This is a genomic window from Brevibacterium yomogidense (assembly GCF_016107685.1).
Lineage (GTDB): Bacteria > Actinomycetota > Actinomycetes > Actinomycetales > Brevibacteriaceae > Brevibacterium > Brevibacterium yomogidense.
The window spans coordinates 155,914-176,659 of record NZ_JABASY010000006.1; the positions used below are offsets into that span (position 1 = coordinate 155,914).

The 20,746-nt window shown below is 69.5% G+C and carries 17 protein-coding genes; 9 read left to right on the forward strand and 8 right to left on the reverse strand.

The window, feature by feature from the left end; translation table 11 throughout:
• The first annotated feature begins 64 nt into the window (after nucleotides 1-64).
• Nucleotides 65-535 carry a DUF6912 family protein gene (locus tag JFC09_RS14140; protein ID WP_198394678.1) on the forward strand — a complete coding sequence of 157 codons (471 nt, stop codon included), beginning with the start codon at nucleotides 65-67 and terminating at the stop codon, nucleotides 533-535.
• Here the strand turns inward: JFC09_RS14140 and JFC09_RS14145 are convergent.
• Nucleotides 467-1,051 carry an SRPBCC family protein gene (locus tag JFC09_RS14145; protein WP_198394679.1) on the reverse strand — a complete coding sequence of 195 codons (585 nt, stop codon included), beginning with the start codon at nucleotides 1,049-1,051 and terminating at the stop codon, nucleotides 467-469. The genes JFC09_RS14140 and JFC09_RS14145 overlap by 69 nt on opposite strands.
• 156 nt (nucleotides 1,052-1,207) lie before the next feature.
• On the opposite strand from JFC09_RS14145, the gene JFC09_RS14150 reads away from it, so the two are divergent.
• Both JFC09_RS14150 and JFC09_RS14155 read left to right on the forward strand, forming a co-directional pair.
• Complete coding sequence (locus tag JFC09_RS14150) at nucleotides 1,208-6,148, forward strand: NAD-glutamate dehydrogenase (protein WP_198394680.1); 4,941 nt, start codon at nucleotides 1,208-1,210, stop codon at nucleotides 6,146-6,148.
• Nucleotides 6,145-7,668: a sensor histidine kinase gene (locus tag JFC09_RS14155; RefSeq protein ID WP_198394681.1), complete on the forward strand. Its 1,524-nt coding sequence runs from the start codon at nucleotides 6,145-6,147 to the stop codon at nucleotides 7,666-7,668. The genes JFC09_RS14150 and JFC09_RS14155 overlap by 4 nt, the downstream gene beginning before the upstream one ends.
• Nucleotides 7,669-7,746: 78 nt before the next feature.
• On the opposite strand, the gene JFC09_RS14160 is transcribed toward JFC09_RS14155, so the two are convergent.
• Nucleotides 7,747-7,995, reverse strand: a complete 249-nt coding sequence (locus tag JFC09_RS14160; protein WP_087004855.1) for a WhiB family transcriptional regulator — start codon at nucleotides 7,993-7,995, stop codon at nucleotides 7,747-7,749.
• A 287-nt stretch (nucleotides 7,996-8,282) separates the two neighbouring features.
• On the opposite strand from JFC09_RS14160, the gene JFC09_RS14165 reads away from it, so the two are divergent.
• Both JFC09_RS14165 and JFC09_RS14170 read left to right on the forward strand, forming a co-directional pair.
• Nucleotides 8,283-8,843, forward strand: a complete 561-nt coding sequence (locus tag JFC09_RS14165; protein WP_198394682.1) for a gamma carbonic anhydrase family protein — start codon at nucleotides 8,283-8,285, stop codon at nucleotides 8,841-8,843.
• Between the two features lie 150 nt (nucleotides 8,844-8,993).
• On the forward strand, nucleotides 8,994-10,418 hold the full coding sequence (locus JFC09_RS14170) for an NAD(P)H-quinone dehydrogenase (protein WP_198394683.1): 1,425 nt from the start codon (nucleotides 8,994-8,996) through the stop codon (nucleotides 10,416-10,418).
• A 73-nt stretch (nucleotides 10,419-10,491) separates the two neighbouring features.
• Here the strand turns inward: JFC09_RS14170 and JFC09_RS14175 are convergent, their stop codons facing one another.
• From JFC09_RS14175 to JFC09_RS14185, 3 genes are all read right to left on the reverse strand, one after another.
• Nucleotides 10,492-12,294, reverse strand: a complete 1,803-nt coding sequence (locus JFC09_RS14175; RefSeq protein WP_198394684.1) for an acetyl/propionyl/methylcrotonyl-CoA carboxylase subunit alpha — start codon at nucleotides 12,292-12,294, stop codon at nucleotides 10,492-10,494.
• A 229-nt stretch (nucleotides 12,295-12,523) separates the two neighbouring features.
• Nucleotides 12,524-13,225, reverse strand: a complete 702-nt coding sequence (locus JFC09_RS14180) for a Maf family protein (protein WP_198394685.1) — start codon at nucleotides 13,223-13,225, stop codon at nucleotides 12,524-12,526.
• Nucleotides 13,222-14,223: an SGNH/GDSL hydrolase family protein gene (locus JFC09_RS14185; RefSeq protein WP_198394686.1), complete on the reverse strand. Its 1,002-nt coding sequence runs from the start codon at nucleotides 14,221-14,223 to the stop codon at nucleotides 13,222-13,224. The genes JFC09_RS14180 and JFC09_RS14185 overlap by 4 nt, the downstream gene beginning before the upstream one ends.
• Nucleotides 14,224-14,353: 130 nt before the next feature.
• Between JFC09_RS14185 and JFC09_RS14190 the strand changes: the two genes are divergently transcribed.
• Nucleotides 14,354-16,009 carry an AI-2E family transporter gene (locus JFC09_RS14190; RefSeq protein ID WP_232483623.1) on the forward strand — a complete coding sequence of 552 codons (1,656 nt, stop codon included), beginning with the start codon at nucleotides 14,354-14,356 and terminating at the stop codon, nucleotides 16,007-16,009.
• Nucleotides 16,010-16,145: 136 nt separating this feature from the next.
• Here JFC09_RS14190 and greA read toward each other — a convergent pair whose 3' ends face one another.
• Both greA and JFC09_RS14200 read right to left on the reverse strand, forming a co-directional pair.
• Nucleotides 16,146-16,640, reverse strand: a complete 495-nt coding sequence (gene greA, locus JFC09_RS14195; RefSeq protein WP_198394687.1) for a transcription elongation factor GreA — start codon at nucleotides 16,638-16,640, stop codon at nucleotides 16,146-16,148.
• A gap of 211 nt (nucleotides 16,641-16,851) precedes the next feature.
• Nucleotides 16,852-17,301, reverse strand: coding sequence for a DUF4307 domain-containing protein (locus JFC09_RS14200; RefSeq protein WP_198394688.1), 450 nt, complete (start codon nucleotides 17,299-17,301; stop codon nucleotides 16,852-16,854).
• 306 nt (nucleotides 17,302-17,607) lie between these two features.
• On the opposite strand from JFC09_RS14200, the gene mca reads away from it, so the two are divergent.
• A complete protein-coding gene (mca, locus tag JFC09_RS14205) occupies nucleotides 17,608-18,537 on the forward strand; it encodes a mycothiol conjugate amidase Mca (protein WP_232483624.1) in 930 nt (309 codons plus the stop codon).
• Entirely contained in the window at nucleotides 18,534-18,866 is a 333-nt protein-coding gene (locus tag JFC09_RS14210) for a hypothetical protein (RefSeq protein ID WP_198394690.1), read from the forward strand. The genes mca and JFC09_RS14210 overlap by 4 nt, the downstream gene beginning before the upstream one ends.
• Nucleotides 18,867-18,924: 58 nt before the next feature.
• Here JFC09_RS14210 and trhA read toward each other — a convergent pair whose 3' ends face one another.
• A complete protein-coding gene (trhA, locus tag JFC09_RS14215; RefSeq protein WP_198394691.1) occupies nucleotides 18,925-19,698 on the reverse strand; it encodes a PAQR family membrane homeostasis protein TrhA in 774 nt (257 codons plus the stop codon).
• 54 nt (nucleotides 19,699-19,752) lie between these two features.
• On the opposite strand from trhA, the gene uppS reads away from it, so the two are divergent.
• Nucleotides 19,753-20,529, forward strand: a complete 777-nt coding sequence (gene uppS, locus JFC09_RS14220; protein ID WP_198394692.1) for a polyprenyl diphosphate synthase — start codon at nucleotides 19,753-19,755, stop codon at nucleotides 20,527-20,529.
• Nucleotides 20,530-20,746: the final 217 nt, after the last annotated feature.

Genomic DNA, 20,746 nt, shown 5'->3' on the forward strand with positions numbered 1-20,746 from the left:
GAAGGGTGCGGGGTGCGGTGGCACGGAGTGAGGGGACGGATCCCGCCGGTGCGACAATGAGGTCATGATTCGTGCGTACGCCCCCCTCGTCGGTCGGACCTTTGCGTCCGCATGGCCCCTCAGCGGACCCCACACCGTGTTCGCGCCCAGCCCGCAGGAGCGGCGCCTCACGGGCGACGACCTGGAACTCGCCGAATACCGGGCGATGTCCGCAGCCGCGGCGAGCATCGCGGACGACGCGGTGACCGCGGGCTCCCCGCGCGCGGTCGTCGCCGTCGACGTCCCGGACACGGCCCTGACGGGTGCCGCCGAGGTCGTCGCCGGCGTGGTCATGGGAGCTGCGGAGGTGGATCCCCGCCTCGTCGCGAGCGTGCACATCGACGACCCGGAGGGCTTCGCCGGGCTGCCGGAGGACCGCGACGACGCGCTCGCGGCGCTCGCCGGGTCGGACCTCCTCTGGTTCGACTCAGCGGAGGTCGACCAGCTGGTCGAACTTCTCGCGCAGCTGGGAGCGGACGACCGGTTCGAGAGCTGATTCGACCATCGGCCCGAAGAGGGGGACGGACGATTCGAGTTCCGCGTGCGCGGTGACGGTCGAACCGGCGCCCTCCGTGGCGGGCGGGCCGGCGAACGGGCCGCCAAGCGAGCCCGACGGCGGGTCCGCGGACGGGCCGCCGGGCGATTCCGAGCCGTCGTGGGTGTCGGAGGCCGCCGGCTGGGAGGCAGGGGCGGTCGGGTGCGCCGTGAACGCGACCCGGACCACCACCGGGGCGCCCGGGACCGTCACCGTGAGGTGGGCGGTCTGCGGGGTGCCCGTCGGGGCTTCGGCGTCGGCACGCACCTCCATCCGCAGGGAGGCGCGATCCGGCACGAACCGGGACAGGGCGTCAGGGACGGAATCCGCGGGCAGGGGGAACGACGCGGTGAGGGCGTCCCCACCCTCCGATTCGAGTGTCGCGCCCTGGCTGCGCCACGTCGTGGGGTCGAGGAGACCCGCGCGCAGCCGGGCCGGGGACAGTGCGGACGCGCCGGTGAGCGAGAAGGTCTTCATGTGCGCCAAGTCTGCCTCATCATCCGCTCCTGAGGCGCGTCTGACGAGTGCCCCACGAGTGCCCGACACCACATCGCACGGGACTCGTAGAGGGCATAGAGTGGGGTCCGTGCTCATCGTCGAGCACATCTCTACAGCACATGAGGTGAGACTGACGTGACCGAGGTCGACCTGACCGCTATCGCCCACGCGTGGAACGAGCTCCGGAGGACGACCCCTCCTGAGCATCTCCTCGCCGAGTACTACCCACGACTCAGCAGCGCTGAGATGCGGAGGGCCGGTGCGGAATCCCTGGCCGCAGCCGCAGCCGCCCACGTGAGTCTCGCCGAATCGTATGACGGGGGTGCTGCGCGGATCGCGATCCGCAACCCCGACCACGACGCTGCGGACTACACCGGCAACCGCACGCTCATCGACATCGTCGTCGAAGACGTCCGGTACGCGGTCGCGAGTGTCGTCGCGGAACTCAACCGGCAGGGCCTCGCGATCCGCGACGTCCACCACCCGATCATGGCGGTGCGCCGCGACGGCGGCAGCCTGTCCGTCATCCCGGAGTCGGAGCTCACCCACACGGCGACGGAGACGGCGGGACTGCCGGTCATCGGCCCCGACGGCGAAGCGGTCGAGGGTGCGAGCGCCGCCCGCTCCGAATCGTGGATCCACCTCGAGGTCGACCGTGTGCCGGCCGAGGACTTCGCCGCCGTCGAATCAGGACTGGCCGACGTGCTCGCCTACGCGGCGGCCGCGGACCACGACCGGTCCCGCCTGCGCCAGCGGGCGCGGGACATCGCGGAAGAACTCCGCGCCCGTGCGCCCCGCCCGGAGCTGCAGGCGGAGGCCGCGGAGGCCGCGGAGCTGCTGCACTGGATGGATCACGGCTTCATCTTCCTGGGCTACCGCGAGTACGCGCTCGCCGTCGATGCCGAGGGCAAGCGCCTCGACCCGATCGACGGCACCGCGCTGGGCATCACCTCGCTGCGGGAAGCGCGTTCGTCGCGCCTGTCCCGGGCGGTCGCGGAGAAGGCGGAGGAGCCGCACGTCCTCGTCCTCACGGAGGCGAATTCACGGTCCAAGGTCATGCGCCGCGGATACATGGACTACGTGGGTGTGAAGACCTACGATGAGGCGGGCAAGATCGTCGGCGAGCGGCGGTTCGTGGGCCTGTGGAGCCCGCGCATCGACACGACGTCCGCTCTGGACATCCCCGTCATCCGCACGAAGGTGCGGAACATCCTGCGGCGGTCCGGCCTGGGCCGGGACACGCACGCGGGCGACGAACTGCTGGGCGCGCTCGAGTCGTACCCGCGCGAAGACCTCTTCCACGCGTCGACGGACGAGATCTTCGACACCGTCATGCAGGTCATCGATCTGCAGGAGAAGCACGAACCACGGGTCTTCATCCGCCGTGACCCGTACGAGCGCTACGTGTCCGTCCTCATCTACCTGCCGCGCGACCTCTACGACACCGCTGCACGGCAGCGTGTCCAGGAGGTGCTGCGGGACCACTACTCCGCGCACACCGTCGACTTCGACGTGCTGCTGGGCGATTCCGCCCTCGCCCGCCTCCACTTCACTGCGCGCGTGCCGTCGGAGCAGGCGCTCCCGGCCACCGATTCGGGTGAGGTCGACGCGCGCATCGTCGGTGCGCTGCGCTCGTGGAACGAGGACCTCTGGGAGATCCTCGCCCCGGCGGCGGAGAAGAACCCGGCATCGTCCGCGGAGCGCGCTCGCCGCTGGGCGTCCGCCTTCCCGCCGTCGTACACGTCGCTCCACACCCCGGAGCGCGCGGTCGAGGACGTCGCCCGCCTCGAACGGGCGGCGGAGGACTCCGGTCCGGTCGTCGCGGTGCACCGCCGCAGCGCGTCGGAAGCGCTCCTGGCGTTCTACCGCATCGAGCCCGTCACCCTCACCCAGGTGCTGCCGTACCTGGCGAATCTGGGCGCCGAGGTCGTGGACGAGCGGCCGTTCGAGCTCCGTCCCGCGGGCGGCGGTTCGGTCTGGATCTACGAGTTCGGCATCGCGTTCGACGAAGAGCTGTCCGACGAGGACCTCGACACCATCCGTGACGGGTTCGTCGCGGCATGGGCGGGGGCCCGCGAATCGGACGCGCTCGACTACCTGCTGCTCCAGGAGCTGTCCTGGCAGCGCGTGAGCATCGTCCAGTCGTTCGCGAAGTACCTGCGCCAGGCGGGCTTCACGTACTCCGATGCGTCGATCGCCCAAGCCTTCACGTCGAACCCGCTGCTGACGGGCCGCATCGTCGAGGCGTTCGAGGTGAAGTTCGACCCCGACCGCACCTACGCGTCCCACGAGGAGCGGGTGGAGGCGGCCGAAGCCGTCCTCACCGAGGTGGAGTCCGGCCTCGCGGAAGTCGCCTCCCTGGAGGCCGACCGTGTGCTGCGCGCGACGGTCGACACTATCCGTGCGACAGCCCGCACGAATGCGTTCCACAACGCCGACGGCTCCCTGCCGGAGGCCATCGTCATGAAGATCCGTGCGGAGGAGCTCGACTTCCTCCCCAAGCCGCGACCGGCCCTCGAGTCGTGGGTGTACTCGCCCGCGGTCGAAGGCGTCCACCTGCGGTTCGGCTCCGTCGCCCGCGGCGGCCTGCGCTGGTCCGATCGTCGCGACGACTTCCGCACGGAGGTGCTGGGGCTCGTCAAGGCGCAGATGGTGAAGAACGCGCTCATCGTCCCGACCGGTGCGAAGGGCGGATTCTTCCCCAAGCAGCTGCCGGATCCCGCGAAGGACCGGGAAGCGTGGGGTGCGGCGGGACAGGCGGCGTACGAAGTCTTCATCGGCGCCCTGCTCGATATCGCGGACAACCTCGAGTACGCCGATTCCGGTGCGACGGTGATTCATCCGGACCGCGTCGTCGCCCACGACGGGGACGACTACTACCTCGTCGTCGCGGCGGACAAGGGGACCGCGCGGTTCTCCGACGTGGCCAACGGCATCGCCGCGTCGCGTGACTTCTGGTTGGACGACGCGTTCGCGTCCGGCGGGTCGAGCGGCTACGACCACAAGGCCATGGGCATCACGTCCCGCGGTGCGTGGAAGTCCGTCGAACGGCACCTGCGCGAACTGGGTCTCGACGCCTCCCGCGAGGACTTCCGGGTCGTGGGCATCGGCGACATGAGCGGTGACGTGTTCGGCAACGGCATGCGCCGGTCGAAGCACATCCGCCTGGTCGCCGCCTTCGACCACCGCGACATCTTCATCGATCCTGTCCCGGATGCCTCCGTGGGCTTCGAGGAGCGGGAGCGCCTGTACCACCTGCCGCGCAGTTCGTGGCAGGACTACGAGCGCGCTCTCATCTCCGCGGGCGGCGGCGTCTACTCCCGGTCGGCGAAGTCGATCGACCTGACCCCGGAGGCCGCCGAGGCCCTGGGCACCACGCCGGGGAAGAAGACCCCCGACGAGCTCATCTCCACGATCCTCAGCGCACCGGTCGACCTGGTGTACAACGGCGGGATCGGCACCTACATCAAGGCGACGGACGAATCGCATGCGTCCGTCGGTGACCGTGCCAACGACGCGATCCGCGTGAATGGCGCGGACATCCGCGCACGCGTCGTCGGGGAGGGCGGCAACCTGGGCGCCACCCAGCTGGGTCGGATCGAGGCGGCGCTGAACGGCGTCCGCATCAACACGGACGCGGTGGACAATTCCGCGGGCGTCGACTCCTCCGACCAGGAGGTGAACATCAAGCTCCTGCTCGCCGCGCTCATCCGCCAGGGAGCGTTCGCACCGGAGGAGCGCGGTGCGGTGCTCGAGTCGATGACCGACGAGGTCGCGGACCGTGTGCTCGCCAACAACTACTCGCAGAACATGGCGATGGGGGAGGCGCGCTCCGGCTCGTTCGCGATGACCGAGACGCTCCTGCGGCTCATGAAGTACCTCGAGCGCGAAGCGGATCTGGACCGCGCGGTCGAGTACCTGCCGGAGAACACCGTCCTGCGCAAGCGCGCACAGAACGGCACCGGCCTCACCTCGCCGGAGCTCGCAGTGCTGCTCGCCTACGTGAAGATGGACGCGGCGGAGAAGATGCTCGAATCGTCCGTCCCGGACGAGGACTGGATGGCGGGGCCGCTGCGGGACTACTTCCCGCCGAGCCTCCTCACCTACGAGGAGCACTTCGTCGAGCACCCGCTGCGGCGGGAGATCGCGACGGCGAAGATCGTGAACTCCGTCGTGGACCGCGGCGGGATCACCTACCTGTACAGGCTGAAGGAGGAGACCGGCGCGGAGCTGCCGCACCTGGTGCGGATCTTCACCGTCGTCTGCGAGGTGTTCGGACTCGACGAGTTCGTCGACGACGTCTGCGGGCTCGACAACGTGGTGCCGGCAGACGTGCAGGCCAGACTGCTGCACGATCACATCCGGCTGCTGGATCGGGCATCGCGCTGGTTCGTCCACCAGAGCCCGGAGACGCTCGACGTCCTGTCGAACATCGAGACGTACCGCGATGTCGTCACGCGGCTGCGAGCGAACCTCACCGACTACCTGCAGGGTGAGGACCTCGAGGAGTACGACGCGCAGCGGCAGCACTACGTCGACCGCGGGGTGCCGGAGGCCATCGCGGCGCGTGCGGCGGGCCTGCTGGACGAGTTCGCGCTGCTGGACGTCGTCCGGGAGGTCGTCCGCACCGGCGTGGAGCCGGAGGAGGCGGCTGGCGTCTACTTCGCGGTGACGGAGATGGTGAGCGGCAGCGCGATGCTCGAGATGATCCGTCACCTGGATCGGAGCAGCCGCTGGACCGCGCTGGCCCGCGGTGCGATGCGCGACGACTTCTACCAGGCGATCCTGTCGCTCACCGACGCGGTGCTGCGGCACACGGACGAGACCGCGGGTGCCGGCGCTGGAACCGGCGCCGCAGGCTCGGTCGGCGCGGGCGACGGGAGTGCGAGCGGGGCACGCGGCCGTCGACGCGTCGACTCCTGGCTGGACGCGAACCGGAACGCACTGGAGAAGGTGCTCGAGATGGTGTCGGAGCTGCGTGAGCTCAAGACGGTGGACCAGGCTCCTGTGTCCGTCGTGCTCCGCCAGCTGCGCGCCGTCGTCCGTTCTGCGGATTGGGCGAGCGAATCAGCATGAGCATCCTCGCGGAACTCCGGACCCCGGACAGCGGGTTCGGTGAGAAGGACGTCGATTGGCTCCACCTCCTCGTCGGAGACTGGCAGCTCATCGCCGACCTGTCGTTCGCCGACCTCGTCCTGTGGGTTCCGCGCAAGCGGGCGACGGCTGTCGCCGTGAGTTCCGACGGGGACGACGGGGAGGTCGACTTCGTCGTCGCGGCGCAGTGCCGGCCGATGACCGGCCTCACGATGTTCTCCAGTGACGCGGTGGGGGACCGGCCCGCTCCACGGCACCGGGCGCTGCTGTCCCGCGCGTACCGGACGAGGACCACCGTCATCGCGGACGACGACGGCACGCGGTTCGCGCGTGCCGACGTCGTCCCGGTCGTCCGCGCCGGACGCGTGCTGGGAGTGCTCACCCGGCACACGGAGGAATCGCGCCGGGTGGGTGCTTCGCGGCTGGAGCGCAACTACCGCAGCAGCGCCTCTGCACTGCTCGACATGATCGGTGAGGGGTCGTTCCCCCACCCCGACGCGCCCTCACGGTCGCGTCGGGGTGAGCCCCGCGTGGGTGACGGCCTCATCCTCCTGAACCGGGAGGGGCGCATCAGGTACGCCTCCCCGAACGGGGTCTCCGTGCTCTACCGGCTGGGCTCCGAAGGGGACATCGAGGGCAGGTACCTCGCGGACCTCGTCGCGGACCTGGTCGACCAGCCCGGCACGGTCGACGAATCCCTCCCGCTGGTCCTCACGGGGCGCACCTCCTGGCGTTCGGAGGTGGAGTCGGGGCGGGTGAACATCTCACTGCGGTCGATCCCCCTCATGCGCGACGGGAACCGCACGGGTGCCGTGATCCTGTGTCGCGACGTGTCGGAGATCCGCCGCCGTGAGCGGGAGCTCATGAGCCGTGACGCGCTCATCCGCGAGATGCACCACCGTGTGAAGAACAACCTCCAGACGGTGTCCGCCCTGCTGCGGCTGCAGGCCCGGCGTGCGACGTCGTCGGAGGCGAAGTCGGCGATCGAAGAGGCCATGCGGCGGGTGTCCGTCATCGCGGTCGTGCACGATTCGCTCAGCCAGTCGCTCGACGACTCGCTCGACTTCGACGACATCCTCGACAAGGGTCTCCGGCTCGCCCCGGACCTCTCCTCACCGCTCGTCCAGGTGACGACGCGGCGTGTGGGCAGCTTCGGGAAGATCGCGACGGAGGACGCCTCCGCGCTGCTGCTGGCGATCACGGAGCTCGTGACGAATGCCGTGGAGCACGGATACCCGTTCGACGTGGACGACCCGGATTCGGAGCCGGTAACGGGGCGCATCGATGTGCGTCCCGAACGCGAAGGGGACTTCCTCCGGCTGCGCGTCGTTGACGACGGGGCGGGTCTGAACGGCGACCGCGGTCCCGGCGATGGGCTGGGGACGCAGATCGTGCGCACGCTCATCACTGCGGACCTGCGCGGCACGATCGAATGGAGACCCGCACGGGGCGGTGGCACGGAGGTCGTGCTCGAAGTGCCGCTGAGACCGGCGGCGGACTGAGACACGACGACAGACGAAGACCCGGACCCTGCAGGGCCCGGGTCTTCATCCGTCCGGTGTAGGAACGAGTGCGGGAGCTCAGCCGGCGCGGCGGGCGCGTGCGGCGCGACGCTTGAGAGCGCGGCGCTCGTCTTCGCTCATTCCGCCCCACACGCCGGCATCCTGTCCGGATTCGAGGGCCCACTGCAAGCAGGTCTCGACGACCTCGCAGCGGCGGCAGACCCGCTTGGCCTCTTCGATCTGAAGCAGGGCAGGACCAGTGTTCCCAATGGGGAAGAACAGCTCAGGATCCTCGTTCAGACACGCAGCACGATGGCGCCAGTCCATGGGTTCCTCTCAAGTGGAAGACGGCCCGTCGACTCAGTCCTGCGGTGGAATACGGCCGACACGGATGTCGCGGCGCATGCCGCCGCTGGCGCGCTGACGGGCGCGGAAACGGTGATAATCCAGCATCCCACGCGAGCGCGCACACCCACAAGACCTCATCTGTGTGAAGTCTCTGACAGACAACCATCATGAAGGAGGCGTATACAAGAGTGCAAATCGTGTGCTAAGGCCGTCCGCCTGGCGGTCATCCATTGCTCGGACGACCTGCCTCTGCTTGCATTGTGCACATGAGCGAGCAGAGCAGAGCACCCGGGAACCTGGCCGACGTCCGCCTCATCGAAGTCGACGGTCGCGCCCCGCAGATCCACGAGACGGCATTCATCGCGCCGGGCGTCACGCTCATCGGCGACGTGACGATCGGCGCGAGGTCGTCCGTCTTCTACGGGTCGGTGCTCCGTGCCGAGCGCGCCGCGATCACGATCGGTGAGGACACGAACGTGCAGGACAACACCGTCATGCACTGCGACCCGGGGTTCGACGTCACGGTGGGCAGTCGAGTGTCCATCGGTCACGCCGCGATGATCCACGGCTGCACGATCGAGGACGACTGCCTCATCGGAATGTCCACGACGCTGCTCAACGGGGCCGTCGTCGGGTCGTACTCCCTGGTCGCTGCGAAGGCTCTCATTCTCGAAGGGGCGTCGATCCCCGCAGGCTCGCTCGTCGCAGGCGTCCCCGGGAAGGTGCGCCGCGAACTCGACGAGGAGGGGCGCGCACACGTCGATGGCAACTGGCGCTCCTACCGGGAGATCGCCCGGATCCACATGGAGCAGTCCCGCATCCTCTGAGACCGCTGCGGTTCCGCATCGACCCCACCATGGCGCCGCCCCCGCCGTTGGGGCGACTGGACCCGTGGGGCGACCGCATCGCTGTGAGGTCCCTCTCTGCCCGCGGGGACGAATGGCCGCGGACTGGTCTCCTGCGCGTCCTCTGACAGAATGAGAGGCGTGAAGAACGTACTGGATCGCTCGCATAATCGTGTAGTCATCATGGGTGGTGGCCCGGGAGGATACGAGGCCGCGCTCATCGCCGCCCAGCTGGGCGCCGACGTCATGCTCGTGGAGCGGGACCGCTGCGGCGGATCCGCCGTCCTCACCGACGTCGTGCCCTCGAAGTCCCTCATCGCCACGGCAGAGGTGATGGGGACGATCAACGACGCCGGAGGGTTCGGCCTGCGCGTGCGCGGAGGCGACGCGGAGTCGCCGGTCGTCCCGGATCTCGCCGCGATGAACGAGAGGATCCTCGGGCTGGCGGACGCGCAGGCCGACGACATCCACGACGGCCTCGTCCGTGCCGGGGTGAAGGTCGTCAAGGGGTCCGCACGACTCGTCGATCGCAACACCGTGCACGTGACGGAGGCCGGTGGCACCGAGTACGACCTGGCCGCCGACACCGTGCTCGTGGCCGTCGGTGCTCATCCTCGCGAGCTGCCGACCGCGATCCCTGACGGGGAGCGGATCCTCACGTGGACGCAGCTCTACGGGCTGGACGAGCTCCCTCCGCACCTGGTCGTCGTGGGCTCCGGGGTGACGGGTGCGGAGTTCGCCTCCGCCTACCGCGCGCTGGGCACCGAGGTCACTCTCGTCTCCTCCCGCGACCGGGTGCTGCCCGGCGAGGACGAGGACGCCGCAGAGGTGCTCGAATCCGTCTTCCGGTCCCGCGGGATGAACGTCCTGTCGCGCTCCCGCGCCGAATCCGTCGAGCGCGACGGCGACGGCGTCGTCGTCACGCTCGCGGACGGGCGGATCGTCCGGGCCTCGCACTGCCTCATGGCGGTCGGCTCGATCCCCAACACTGAGGACCTCGGGCTGGAGGCCGCAGGTGTCGCAGTCGAGGAATCCGGCCACATCGTCGTCGACGGAGTCTCCCGGACGTCCGTCCCGGGTGTGTACGCCGCTGGCGACTGCACCGCGGTGCTGCCACTCGCGTCCGTCGCCGCGATGCAGGGACGGATCGCGATGTTCCACGCGCTGGGCGATGCGGTCTTCCCGCTGCGGCTGCGCAACGTCGCCTCGAACGTCTTCACCTCACCGGAGATCGCGACGGTCGGTTTCACGCAGGCGGACTTCCGCGAGAACGCGTTCGAGGTCGAGACGGTCACTCAGCCGCTGCACACCAACGCGCGTGCCAAGATGCAGGGCATCACGGAGGGCTTCGTGAAGATCTTCTGCCGCCGCGGATCCGGATCCGTCCTGGGCGGTGTCGTGGTGGGCCCGCGTGCCAGCGAGCTCATCCTCCCGCTCACGATGGCGGTCGAGAACCGCCTCACGGTCGATCAGCTGGCGCAGTCGTTCGTCGTCTACCCGTCACTGACGGGATCGCTGACAGAGGCCGCGAGGAAACTGCACCACCACCAGGCCTGAGAAACGCGAAGATGCTCCGGGGCCGCCCCAATCGGGCGGCCCCGGAGCATCTTCGCGTCAGGGGAAGCGCGTGTCAGACCTCGAACTCGACGAGGAGGTCACCCGACCGCACGCCGGCGCCCGGCCCCACCGCGACCGAGCGGACCACCGCGTCGTGTGCCGCGGTGAGCGGCTGCTCCATCTTCATCGCCTCGATGACAGCCAGGCGATCACCGGCGGACACGCGGTCACCGGGGGAGACGTCGACCGCGACGATCGTTCCCTGCATGGGTGCGGTGAGGCTGCCAGAGGCGGCCGCGGTCTTCGACGTCCGCTTCGTCACGCGGCGACTGCGCTGCGGGCGGCCGCTCGGTGCCGCCAACGCCGCGGGCACCCCGACGACGAGCCGGTGGCCGTCGACCTCGACGACGACCTCGACCTGCTCGGCGCGCTCCTCCCCGTCCTCCGACGGGGCGGGGAGACGATCAGCGGACCAGTCCGGCATGAAGTCCTCCTCGAGCCAGCGCGTGGACACGAGCAGCTCCTGACCCGCGAACTCCGCGGCATCCGTGAGGCTGCGGTGGAGCGGGAGGAGGGTGGCCACGCCGTCGAACACGAACTCGTCGATCGCGCGGCGGCTGCGTGCCAGCGCGGTGGCCCTGTCCGGTCCCCACACGATGAGCTTCGCGAGCATCGGGTCGAAGTCCGAACCGACCGTCGTGCCCGCCTGGACACCGGAGTCGATGCGCACGCCGGGCCCGGCGGGCTCCCGGTAGGACGTGATCGCGCCCGTGACCGGGACGAATCCGTGAGCGGGGTCCTCCGCATTGATCCGGAACTGGAACGCGTGACCCCGAGGGGCGGGGAAGGATTCGGGAAGCGATTCCCCGGCCGCGATGCGCAGCTGCCATCCGACGAGGTCGATCCCGGCGATCTCCTCCGTGATCGTGTGCTCGACCTGGATGCGGGCGTTCGCCTCCATGAACGTGATGCGGCCGTCCGCCCCCAGGAGGAACTCGCAGGTCGCGGCACCCACATACCCCACGTGGCGCAGGATGTTCACGGACGCGTCCGCCAGGAGCTGCTCCTGCGCGTCGGTGAGTCCGGGTGCCGGCGCCTCCTCGAGGATCTTCTGATTGCGGCGCTGCAGTGTGCAGTCGCGGGTGGAGACGACCAGGACGTGGCCCTTCGCATCCGCGAGGCACTGCGTCTCGATGTGGCGCGGACGCACGATCTGCTGCTCGATGAGGCACTCGCCGCGGCCGAACGCCGCCTTCGCCTCACGCGACGCGGCTTCGAACGCGGCAGGCAGGGCGTTGGCGTCCGCGGCGGTGCGGAACCCGCGACCCCCACCCCCGTGGACCGCCTTGATCGCGACGGGGTAGCCGATCGTCTCCGCGATCTCCGCTGCCTCGCGGATCGACTCGACGGGGCCGGGCGACCCCTGCGGGACGGGGGCGCCGACGGCCTGCGCGACCTCCCGGGCACCTGCCTTGTCACCCAGGGCGTCGATCGCTGAGGCGGGCGCGCCCACCCAGGTGAGCCCGGCCTCGGCGACGGCGGTGGCGAACTCCCCGCTCTCCGCGAGGTACCCGTAGCCCGGATGCACCGCATCCGCGCCGGCACGCTGCGCCAGCTCGATCATCGTGGGAATGCTCAGGTAGGTGTCCGCGGCACAGGCGCCCTCGAGCTTGTACGCATCGTCCGCGAGCGTGACGAAGAGGGAGTCCGCATCGGAGGCCGTGTACGCCGCGACGGAGGCGATGCCCAGGTCGCGGCACGCGCGGACGATGCGCAGGGCGATCTCACCGCGGTTCGCGATGAGGACCCTGCGGACGGGTCGATCGTCGGCGATTGCGGTCCGGTCTGTCGGCGACGCGGCGGGCGCTGCGGTCATCGGGTCTCCTCACCTGCGGGTAGTGCGCGCGGATGCGCGAACGGGGAACAGCTCCGCCGAATATATGGAAACCCATCGACCGGTTGTGGACGGGAGACAAAACAATGCGCCCCGATTCTTGTCGGGGTGCGTGGGCCCCCGGGCGTGTCGGGGCGTGCTGCGGTCGTCCAGGATCGGTGCGCGGGCGGCAGGGCCCGCAGCCGCGAGCAGCGCGTGGAAGGCCGCACCGTCAGGCGGGGATGCGGTTCCACAGTGCGGTCCAGCGGACCCCCATATCCGCCAGGAGCCCTCGCACAAGGGGGAGGCTGAGGCCGATGACGTTGTGGTGGTCGCCCTCGATCCCCGTGACGAACGCCCCGCCCAGCCCATCGATCGTCAGTGCACCGGCCACCTCGAACGGCTCCTCCGTCGCGATGTAGTCCTCGAGTTCGTCAGCGGTGGGGGTCGCGAGGTGGACGAGCGTCTCGCCAGCAGCGAGGCGGTGGTCGCGCACGCGCCAGGGGGAGGACGTGCGCGGCTCGTCCCGGGTGAGGTCGCCCACCCAGTGCGCACTCCACAGGACGGGGGAGGTGCCTGCCATCCGCTGCCAGACCGTCCGTGTGCGCTCCGCCGTGTGGGGCTTCCCGACCGGTCTGCCGTCCAGTTCGAGCACGGAGTCACAGGCGACGACGACCAGATCTCGTGCACCGGTCTCGAGCTCGACGGAGTCTCCGTTCGCCCCGTCCTCGGCGTCTCCGCTCAGCCGATCGACGACCGCCCGCGCTTTGGCCTCCGCCAGCAGGGTGACGAGGGTGCGGACGTCCGCATCCGGATGCGCCGCCTCGAGTGCGTCCTCGTCGACGTCCGGGACCGCGATGAGCGGTTCGATGCCGGCTTCCCGCAGGATGCGGAGCCGGGACGGGGATCCGGACGCCAGCAGCAGGCGGGTCATTCGTCCTCCGGGGAGTGGCTGTAGCGGGGCAGTTCGAAGCGGTCGGCGATCTCGTGGAGGATCGCGGCCGCGAGCTGACGGCGACCGAGCTCGCTGGGGCGCTGACCGGACGGGTCGACGAGCCCCGTGTGCGCGGTGCCGGACAGGATGCGGGTGAGCGACAGGGGGAGCGCACCCGCCGCCAGCGCGGCGAGCCACTGCGACCCCGCGAGCACGCGGGACGAGCGGCGCAGCACCGTGCGCAGAGGGTTCCTGATGCCGGGGAGGCTGCTGAGGTTCGGACAGCAGAGGACCACGACGGCGAACCCCTCCCGTTCCAGCCTCGACAGCGCGGACGACAGGACGCCCAGCGTGATCGACCCGACGACCGGGAAGACGATGTCCGCCGTACCCATCGAGATGACCGCGATCCGCGGACCGCCGCGTGCACTCAGATGCGGGTCGGCGAGAGCCCGGTCGACCTGGGTGATGAGGGCCTCCGCCCGTGCTGACGGCTCCGCGAGAGCGGTCAGACGCACGGGGATGCCGAGCAGGGACGCGAGCCCGCGGCTCAACAGGCGGGCCGGATCATCCGGCGCCGAACCCGCGATCCACGAGTCTCCCAGCACTGCGAGAGCCGCGGAGGCCTGCTGCGAAGCGGAGGCGGAGCCGGGAGGCGAGCCGGGAGCACGCGGGGAGGGCGCCTCGGCGGCGAGGGAGCCGGGAGCACGTGGGACGGGGACCTCGGCGGCGGGAGCGTCGGAAGAGACAGGGGCTTCGGAAGAGGCGAGCACGTCGGAAGGGACAGCGGCTTCGGAAGAGGTGGGGGCATCCGTGAGGGCGAACCGGGGCGGATGCGCGATGGTGCGCGTGCCCGGGGCGTCGAACGCGTTCGCCGCATCCGTGAAGTCCTTGCGGAGCCTGCCCGCCTGGAGCCGGAGGAGGACGGTCCCCGCACCCACGAACGCGGCAGGCGCAGCGGCGACACTGAGCAGGCCGACGGCAGTCTTCCGCCTCATACGCAAGCTCCTCGTTCCCTCGACCGCGCTCTCGCAGAACCACCCGGTTCCGCGGGACCAGCCTAGCGGCCGTGACAGGTCCGTCCGCGAGCCTTCCTGATCGACGGCCCCGCACGTATAGTCTGGCGTCATGGCGAACGACAGTCGACCCGTCTTCACCCGACGAATCCTCGGTGCATGGGAGGGTTTCCGGAACCTCCGACAAGGTGCTGCCCAACAGCCCGGAGGGGCACTCCTGGGAGCCCCGCCCACGGGCCCGATGGCATTCGAAGAGCCCACCGAGGACGAGAAGGGGCGCGGAGCGTACGAACCGTACGTGTCACCGCCCCTCCGGCTCGCCGCCGCCTGGAGCTGGCGGGCGATCGTCATCGTCGTCGCGCTGGGAGGGCTCTTCTGGCTGCTCGCCAAGGTGTCCCAAGTCATCCTGCCGGCACTCATCGCACTCCTCCTCGCTGCGCTCCTGAGCCCCGCTCACTCGTTCCTCGTGCGTGTGGGATGGCCGCGCGCACTGTCCGCGGCGACCGTCTTCATCGGCTTCCTCGTCCTGGTCCTGGGCGCCATCACCCTCGTCGGGCAGCAGATCATCGTCGGCTTCGGGAACCTGTGGACCCAGGTCGTCGCAGGCTTCGGGACGATCAGCGAATGGCTGAACTCGAACCCGTTCGGCCTCGACTCCTCGATCATCTCCGAGTACATCGACGAAGGGGTCTCGCAGGGGGTCACGTACCTGGAGCAGAACGCCTCCAACCTCGTGGGGGGCGCGGCCGGCGCGGTCTCCTCCGTCGGCACGTTCCTCACCGGACTGCTCCTCGCGCTCTTCTCCGCGTTCTTCTTCCTCTACGACGGTCGACGCATGTTCACGTGGGCCGTCCGCCTCATGCCGAAGCCCGCACGCGCGAAGACGGAGGGCGCCGTCCTGCGCGGCTGGCAGACGCTCGTCCAGTACGTCCGCGTGCAGATCATCGTGGCGGGCGTCGACGCGATCGGCATCGGGATCGGCGCGATCGTGCTGGGGATCCCGCTCGCCATCCCGCTCACCGTGCTGGTCTTCCTGGGCTCCTTCATCCCGATCGTCGGTGCGGTCGTCACCGGCGCCATCGCCGTGCTCGTGGCGCTCGTGTCACAGGGATTCGGCCCCGCGATCATCATGTTGGTCGTCGTGCTGGCGGTCCAGCAGATCGAAAGCAACGTCCTGCAGCCGTTCATCATGGGCAAGGCGGTGAGCATCCACCCGCTCGCCGTCATCCTCGTGGTCGCAGCCGGAGCCTTCCAGTTCGGGATCGTCGGTGCGCTGTTCGCCGTTCCCCTCATCGCGGTCCTCAACACCGTCGTACGGTTCCTCGCGGGTGAGGACGTGTTCGCGGAGAGCAGTGAGGACGATGCCGACGAAGTCTCGGCGGACGATGAGGAGTCGCTGCAACCGGCAGCTGCGCGCGCCCCGACAGGACCCCGCGCGTCTGCAGATGCACAGGACTCGGTGTCCGGGGAGCCGGACACGTCCGGACGGACTGCGGACAGGGAGACGTCCGCCCGCAGCGGCGCTGCCGGCGTCGAGGGACAGCGCACACCGCCGTCACCCCGATCGACCTTCGGTGCCGGCCCTGCCGACCCGGCGACACAGCCGGATGCAGAACATCGAACCGGGTCGTCACGCCCTGGGAATTCGCCGCTAGGAGGCGCGGAGCCCGGTCGCACAGCCAGCGCCGACTCTCCGTCGCAGACCGAGGGGCCTTCCCGCCGCGGCGAGGACGACACCGGCGAGGGAGACGGGCAGCGCACGCTCTGACGGCATGACGACGACCTGACAGCATGACGAAGGGGGCCGCAGCGGATCATCCCGCTGCGGCCCCCTTCGTCATGCGACCAGTCGAAAGATTCGACTGCGCTCAGTTTCCGAGCTGCTCACGCAGTCGCTGAGCTGCTCAGCTGAAAGGTTCGACCTTGTCGACCGTCACAGCGATCGACTTGCCGTTCGGAGCTTCGTAGGACGTGGAATCGCCCACCTTCGTGCCGTTCACGGCAGCGCCCAGGGGGGACGCCTCGGAGAAGACGTCGATGTCCGTGTCCGAACCGGCGATCTCACGCGACCCCAGCAGGAAGCGCATCTCGCGTCCCGCCACCGTCGCCGTGATGACGGTACCGGGCGAGGCGGCGCTCAGGTCCGAGCTCGTCTCACCCACCTTCGAATGGCGCAGGAGGTACTCGAGCTGGCGGATGCGAGCTTCGATCTTTCCCTGTTCTTCGCGCGCAGCGTGATAGCCGCCGTTCTCCTTGAGGTCGCCCTCTTCGCGCGCGGCATCGATCTTCTCTGCGATATCCGCACGACCAGGGCCCTGCAGGGTCTCAAGCTCCTTGGAGAGGCGGTCGAAAGCCTCCTGGCTCAGCCAGGTCTCCTCGCCGATGACCTCTTCCGTCATGGGTCCTCCTCGTGTGCGTAAGGCCCGCAGCGGCTGCGGGCCTCGAGATGCGGACCTGTGGTCCGCTCTGACAGTGAACGATCCCGGAGGGCTGAAGCGCCGACCGGGATCAATCCTGATCCCCCGACTTTACCGCGATACGGATCACGTCACAAGGATGCCTGCAGTTCAGGGTGTCGCGGACGTCACATGCGGTCGACGTGGGCGACGGTCAGAACCGGGGGTCGTCGGCGTACCAGCACGACTCGAAATGTCCACTCGCAGCACGCTGCGTCGTCGAGATGTCGGTGCTCACGATCACCGGGGTCGATGCGTCCGCGGCGGGGTCGGCAGGGATGTCGACCTCCGTGAAGCCGACCGTCGCCTCCTGATCGTTCACCGCCCGCACCGCGCACACGATGTCGCGGGACTCGTCCGGGTAGACGGCGATGGTCGTGCGGGTGAGGGTCGAGTCGACGACGTCGTAGCTCACCGTCGCCGTGCCGTCCGGGGTGGGGTTGGGGGCGAGCCCGTACCAGGCGGCCACGCCTACTGCGGCTGCCAGCGCGACGACGGTGCCGAGGAGCGCCGGGCGCGACATCCGACGGCGTTCCGGGCGGTCCGGGCGCTCACGGGGAGTGCGTCCCCCGTAGCGGGAGCTGAGATCGGATGCGACAGTCACATCACACATTGTTCCAGACCCTCCTGGGTGTTCGAGCCGGGGGTCGGCGACGCTGCGCGTGGACGTGGGCGGTGTCGGGCGGGGGAGGAGGTGGGCGGGTGCAGGGGCGCGTGGGCGGTGTCGTGCGGAGCCTTCCGTGGTGTGTGCGGACGAACACGTGAGGATTGGGTGGGTGGGGAACGGGCGACTACCCTAGAGGGGTCTGCGCGCGCGTGTTCACACGTGCGCAATGCCGCACCAATCGGAGGTCTGTCGTCCATGCGGGATCGTTCCCACACACCATTGCCCTATGAGGGGCTCAGGCTCTTGGCGATCCACGCGCACCCGGACGACGAGGCATCGAAGGGTGCGGCCACGTCCGCGAAGTACGCCGCACTGGGTGCACGGGTGATGGTCATCACGATGACCGGCGGAGAGGCCGGCGACATCCTCAACCCTGCGCTGGAAGGATCCCCTGCCGCGGTCCGCGACATCGCAGGCCTCCGCCGGGACGAGATGGCCACGGCCGCCCGGACACTGGGGGTCGAGCACGTGTGGGCCGGCTACGTCGACTCCGGGCTGCCGGACGGCGACCCGGACGAACTCACGCCGCGCGGCAGCTTCTACCGCGTGCCGATCGAGGTGTCCGCCCGCACGCTCGTGTCCGCGATCCGTCGCTTCCGCCCCCATGTCGCCACGACGTACGACGAGCTGGGCGGCTACCCTCACCCGGACCACATCCGCACGCACGACGTGTCGATGGTGGCTCTCGAGCAGGCGGCCCAGGCCGGGACGAACCCGGAACTGGGAGCGCCGTGGCGGGTGCAGAAGGTGTACTACAACCAGGACCTCTCCGCCCGGAAGTTCCTCGCGATCCACCACCTCATCGAGGAGGAAGGCGGAGAATCGCCGTTCGAGGAGCAGCTCGAGTGGTTCTCCAAGCGCGAGGCGGAGCGCCACACGTGGCTCACGGCGCGGGTGCCCAGCGGAGAGTTCTTCCCTGTGCGCGACCGGGCCCTCATCGCCCACGCGACACAGATCGACCCCAACGGCGGATTCTTCGTCGGAAGCCGCGCCGCTGCCCGCAGGCACTGGCTCACGGAGGAGTTCGAACTGGCCTCCGACCACACGGGCCGGCCGGAACTCGACCGGTCCCAGGACTTCCACGAGACCGACCTCTTCGCCGGGGTGACGGACGATGACGGCGATGTCGTTCCCGACGACCTCATGCCGACGAACCTCGAGGAGGACCGATGATCGACCTCATCGTCGCCGCGGCGACGAACGAACCCGCACCGAGCGACTATCCGGACCCGGACCTGGTGACACCGGGGACGATCGGCTTCCTCGCGACGTTCTTCCTGGCGACGGCCGTGGTCCTCCTGGCGCGCAACCTCCTCAAGCGACAGCGTCGGATGCGCGCACGCGCCGGTGTGGTCCGCCATCACCCGATCCCCGTCGAGCGGACTCCGCGCACAGGGCCGCAGAACGTGGGCATGTCGACTGGAGTGGACATGGAATCGTCCGATGTCGAGGCGAGCCCGGAGGCGTCGGACCCAGGATCGGACGAGCCGAGGTCCTGGTAAGGCACAGCCTTGCAGCAGGTGGTGACCACGGCCTCGGCGACGGAGGCCTGCAGCGACCTCAGTAGAAGTGGGCCGCCGCGACGAGCAGTGCCGCCAGGTGGCAGCTGTACCCCAGCACCGTGAAGGTGTGGAAGATCTCGTGGAAGCCGAACACGGTGGGGGCGGGATTCGGTCTCTTGATGCCGTAGACGACCGCCCCGATGATGTAGAGCGCACCGCCGACGACGACGAGGATCCCCACGGACAGGCTCTCCATCCAGATGCCCGGCACATAGCCCACACCGGCCAGGCCGATCCCCACGTAGACGGGGACGAACAGCCAGCGGGGCGCAGTCGTCCACAGGATGCGGAAGACGACCCCCAGCGCGGCCGCGGTCCACATGACGATCAGCAGGATCGTCTGCGGACGCCCGTCCAGGCACAGCACCGCAAGAGGCGTGTAGGTGCCCGCGATGATGAGGAAGATGTTCGCGTGGTCGATGCGGCGCAGCAGCAGGCGGATCCGCATCCGCCAGCGGCCCGTGTGATAGACCGCCGAGGTGCCGAACAGCAGCATGCCGGTGACTGTGAAGAGCGCCGCTGCGATCCGTGAGGCGACCGTCGGGGAGACGATCACGAGCGCCAGTCCGCCGATGATGCTCAGCGGAAACGCGCCCGCATGGATCCAGCCCCGCCAGCTGGGGCGGATCTGACCCGCGAGCTTCGTGAGTTCGTGACGCAGCGCCGTCCGGCGCCGATCCCCGCGGACCGGCTGGGCGGCCGGATTGTCCGCAGGCGCAGCACCGTCAGCAACGAGTCCCGAGGTGTTGTCAGGCTGCTCCAGAAGATCCATACACCGATAGTAGAGTGATCGCCTGGGAAGCCGCTCACCTGAGGAGAACCGCCTATGCCGACATCGCCGCGCTCGTGGCTGTACCGGCTCTACAACCGGCGCATCGCCGCAGGACTGGAGCCGTCCGGGCGCCTGCCCCGCCACGTGGGGGTCATCACCGACGGCAACAGGCGGTGGGCGAAGGAGTTCGGGACGACCACGGAGGACGGCCACCGGGCAGGCGCCAAACGGATCGTCGAATTCATCGGCTGGTGCGACGAACTGGGTATCGAGGTCGTCACCCTGTACGTCCTGTCGAAGGAGAACCTCCAACGCTCCGCGGAAGAAGTGGAAGCGCTCGGCACGATCATCGGGGACATGGTCGACGACATCGCGCAGCGCGACGGGATCGAAGTGCGGCTGGTCGGTGACCTCGCACTGCTCCCGCACGACCTGCGCGACCGGCTCGCCCGGGCGGCTGCCGCGTCCACCGCGCACGCCCACGCACGGATCCGGGTGAACATCGCGGCCGGCTACGGAGGACGCCAGGAGATCGTGACCGCGGTCCGCGAACTCCTGCGGGAAAGCCTGGACGACGGCCGTTCCCTGGCGCACGCGATCGAATCCGTCACCGAGGACGGGATCTCAGAACACCTCTACACGAAGGGGCAGCCGGACCCGGACCTCATCATCCGGTCCTCCGGGGAGCAGCGCCTGTCCGGCTTCCTCATCTGGCAGTCCGCCTACACCGAGTTCTACTTCTGCGAAGCCCACTGGCCCGCCTTCCGTCGCACTGACTTCCTCCGCGCGCTGCGCGCCTACGCGGAGCGCAACCGGCGGTTCGGCAAGTAGACCGACGGGGCAGGGACAGGGGCAGCGGCGAGGTGTGCAGGCTGTGCGGTTCAGTCCTCGTTCACCGGACCGTCACACGACCCGCCGCCCGCATCTGACGCCAGCCGCTCCGCACGGGTTAGCGTGAGGGTGTCGGCAGGAAGCCGAATCCGGGGGCGGGGCCCCGTCGGGGAAGGACAGGGCGCACGGCCTCGGACAGACGATGCTTGAAGGGGAG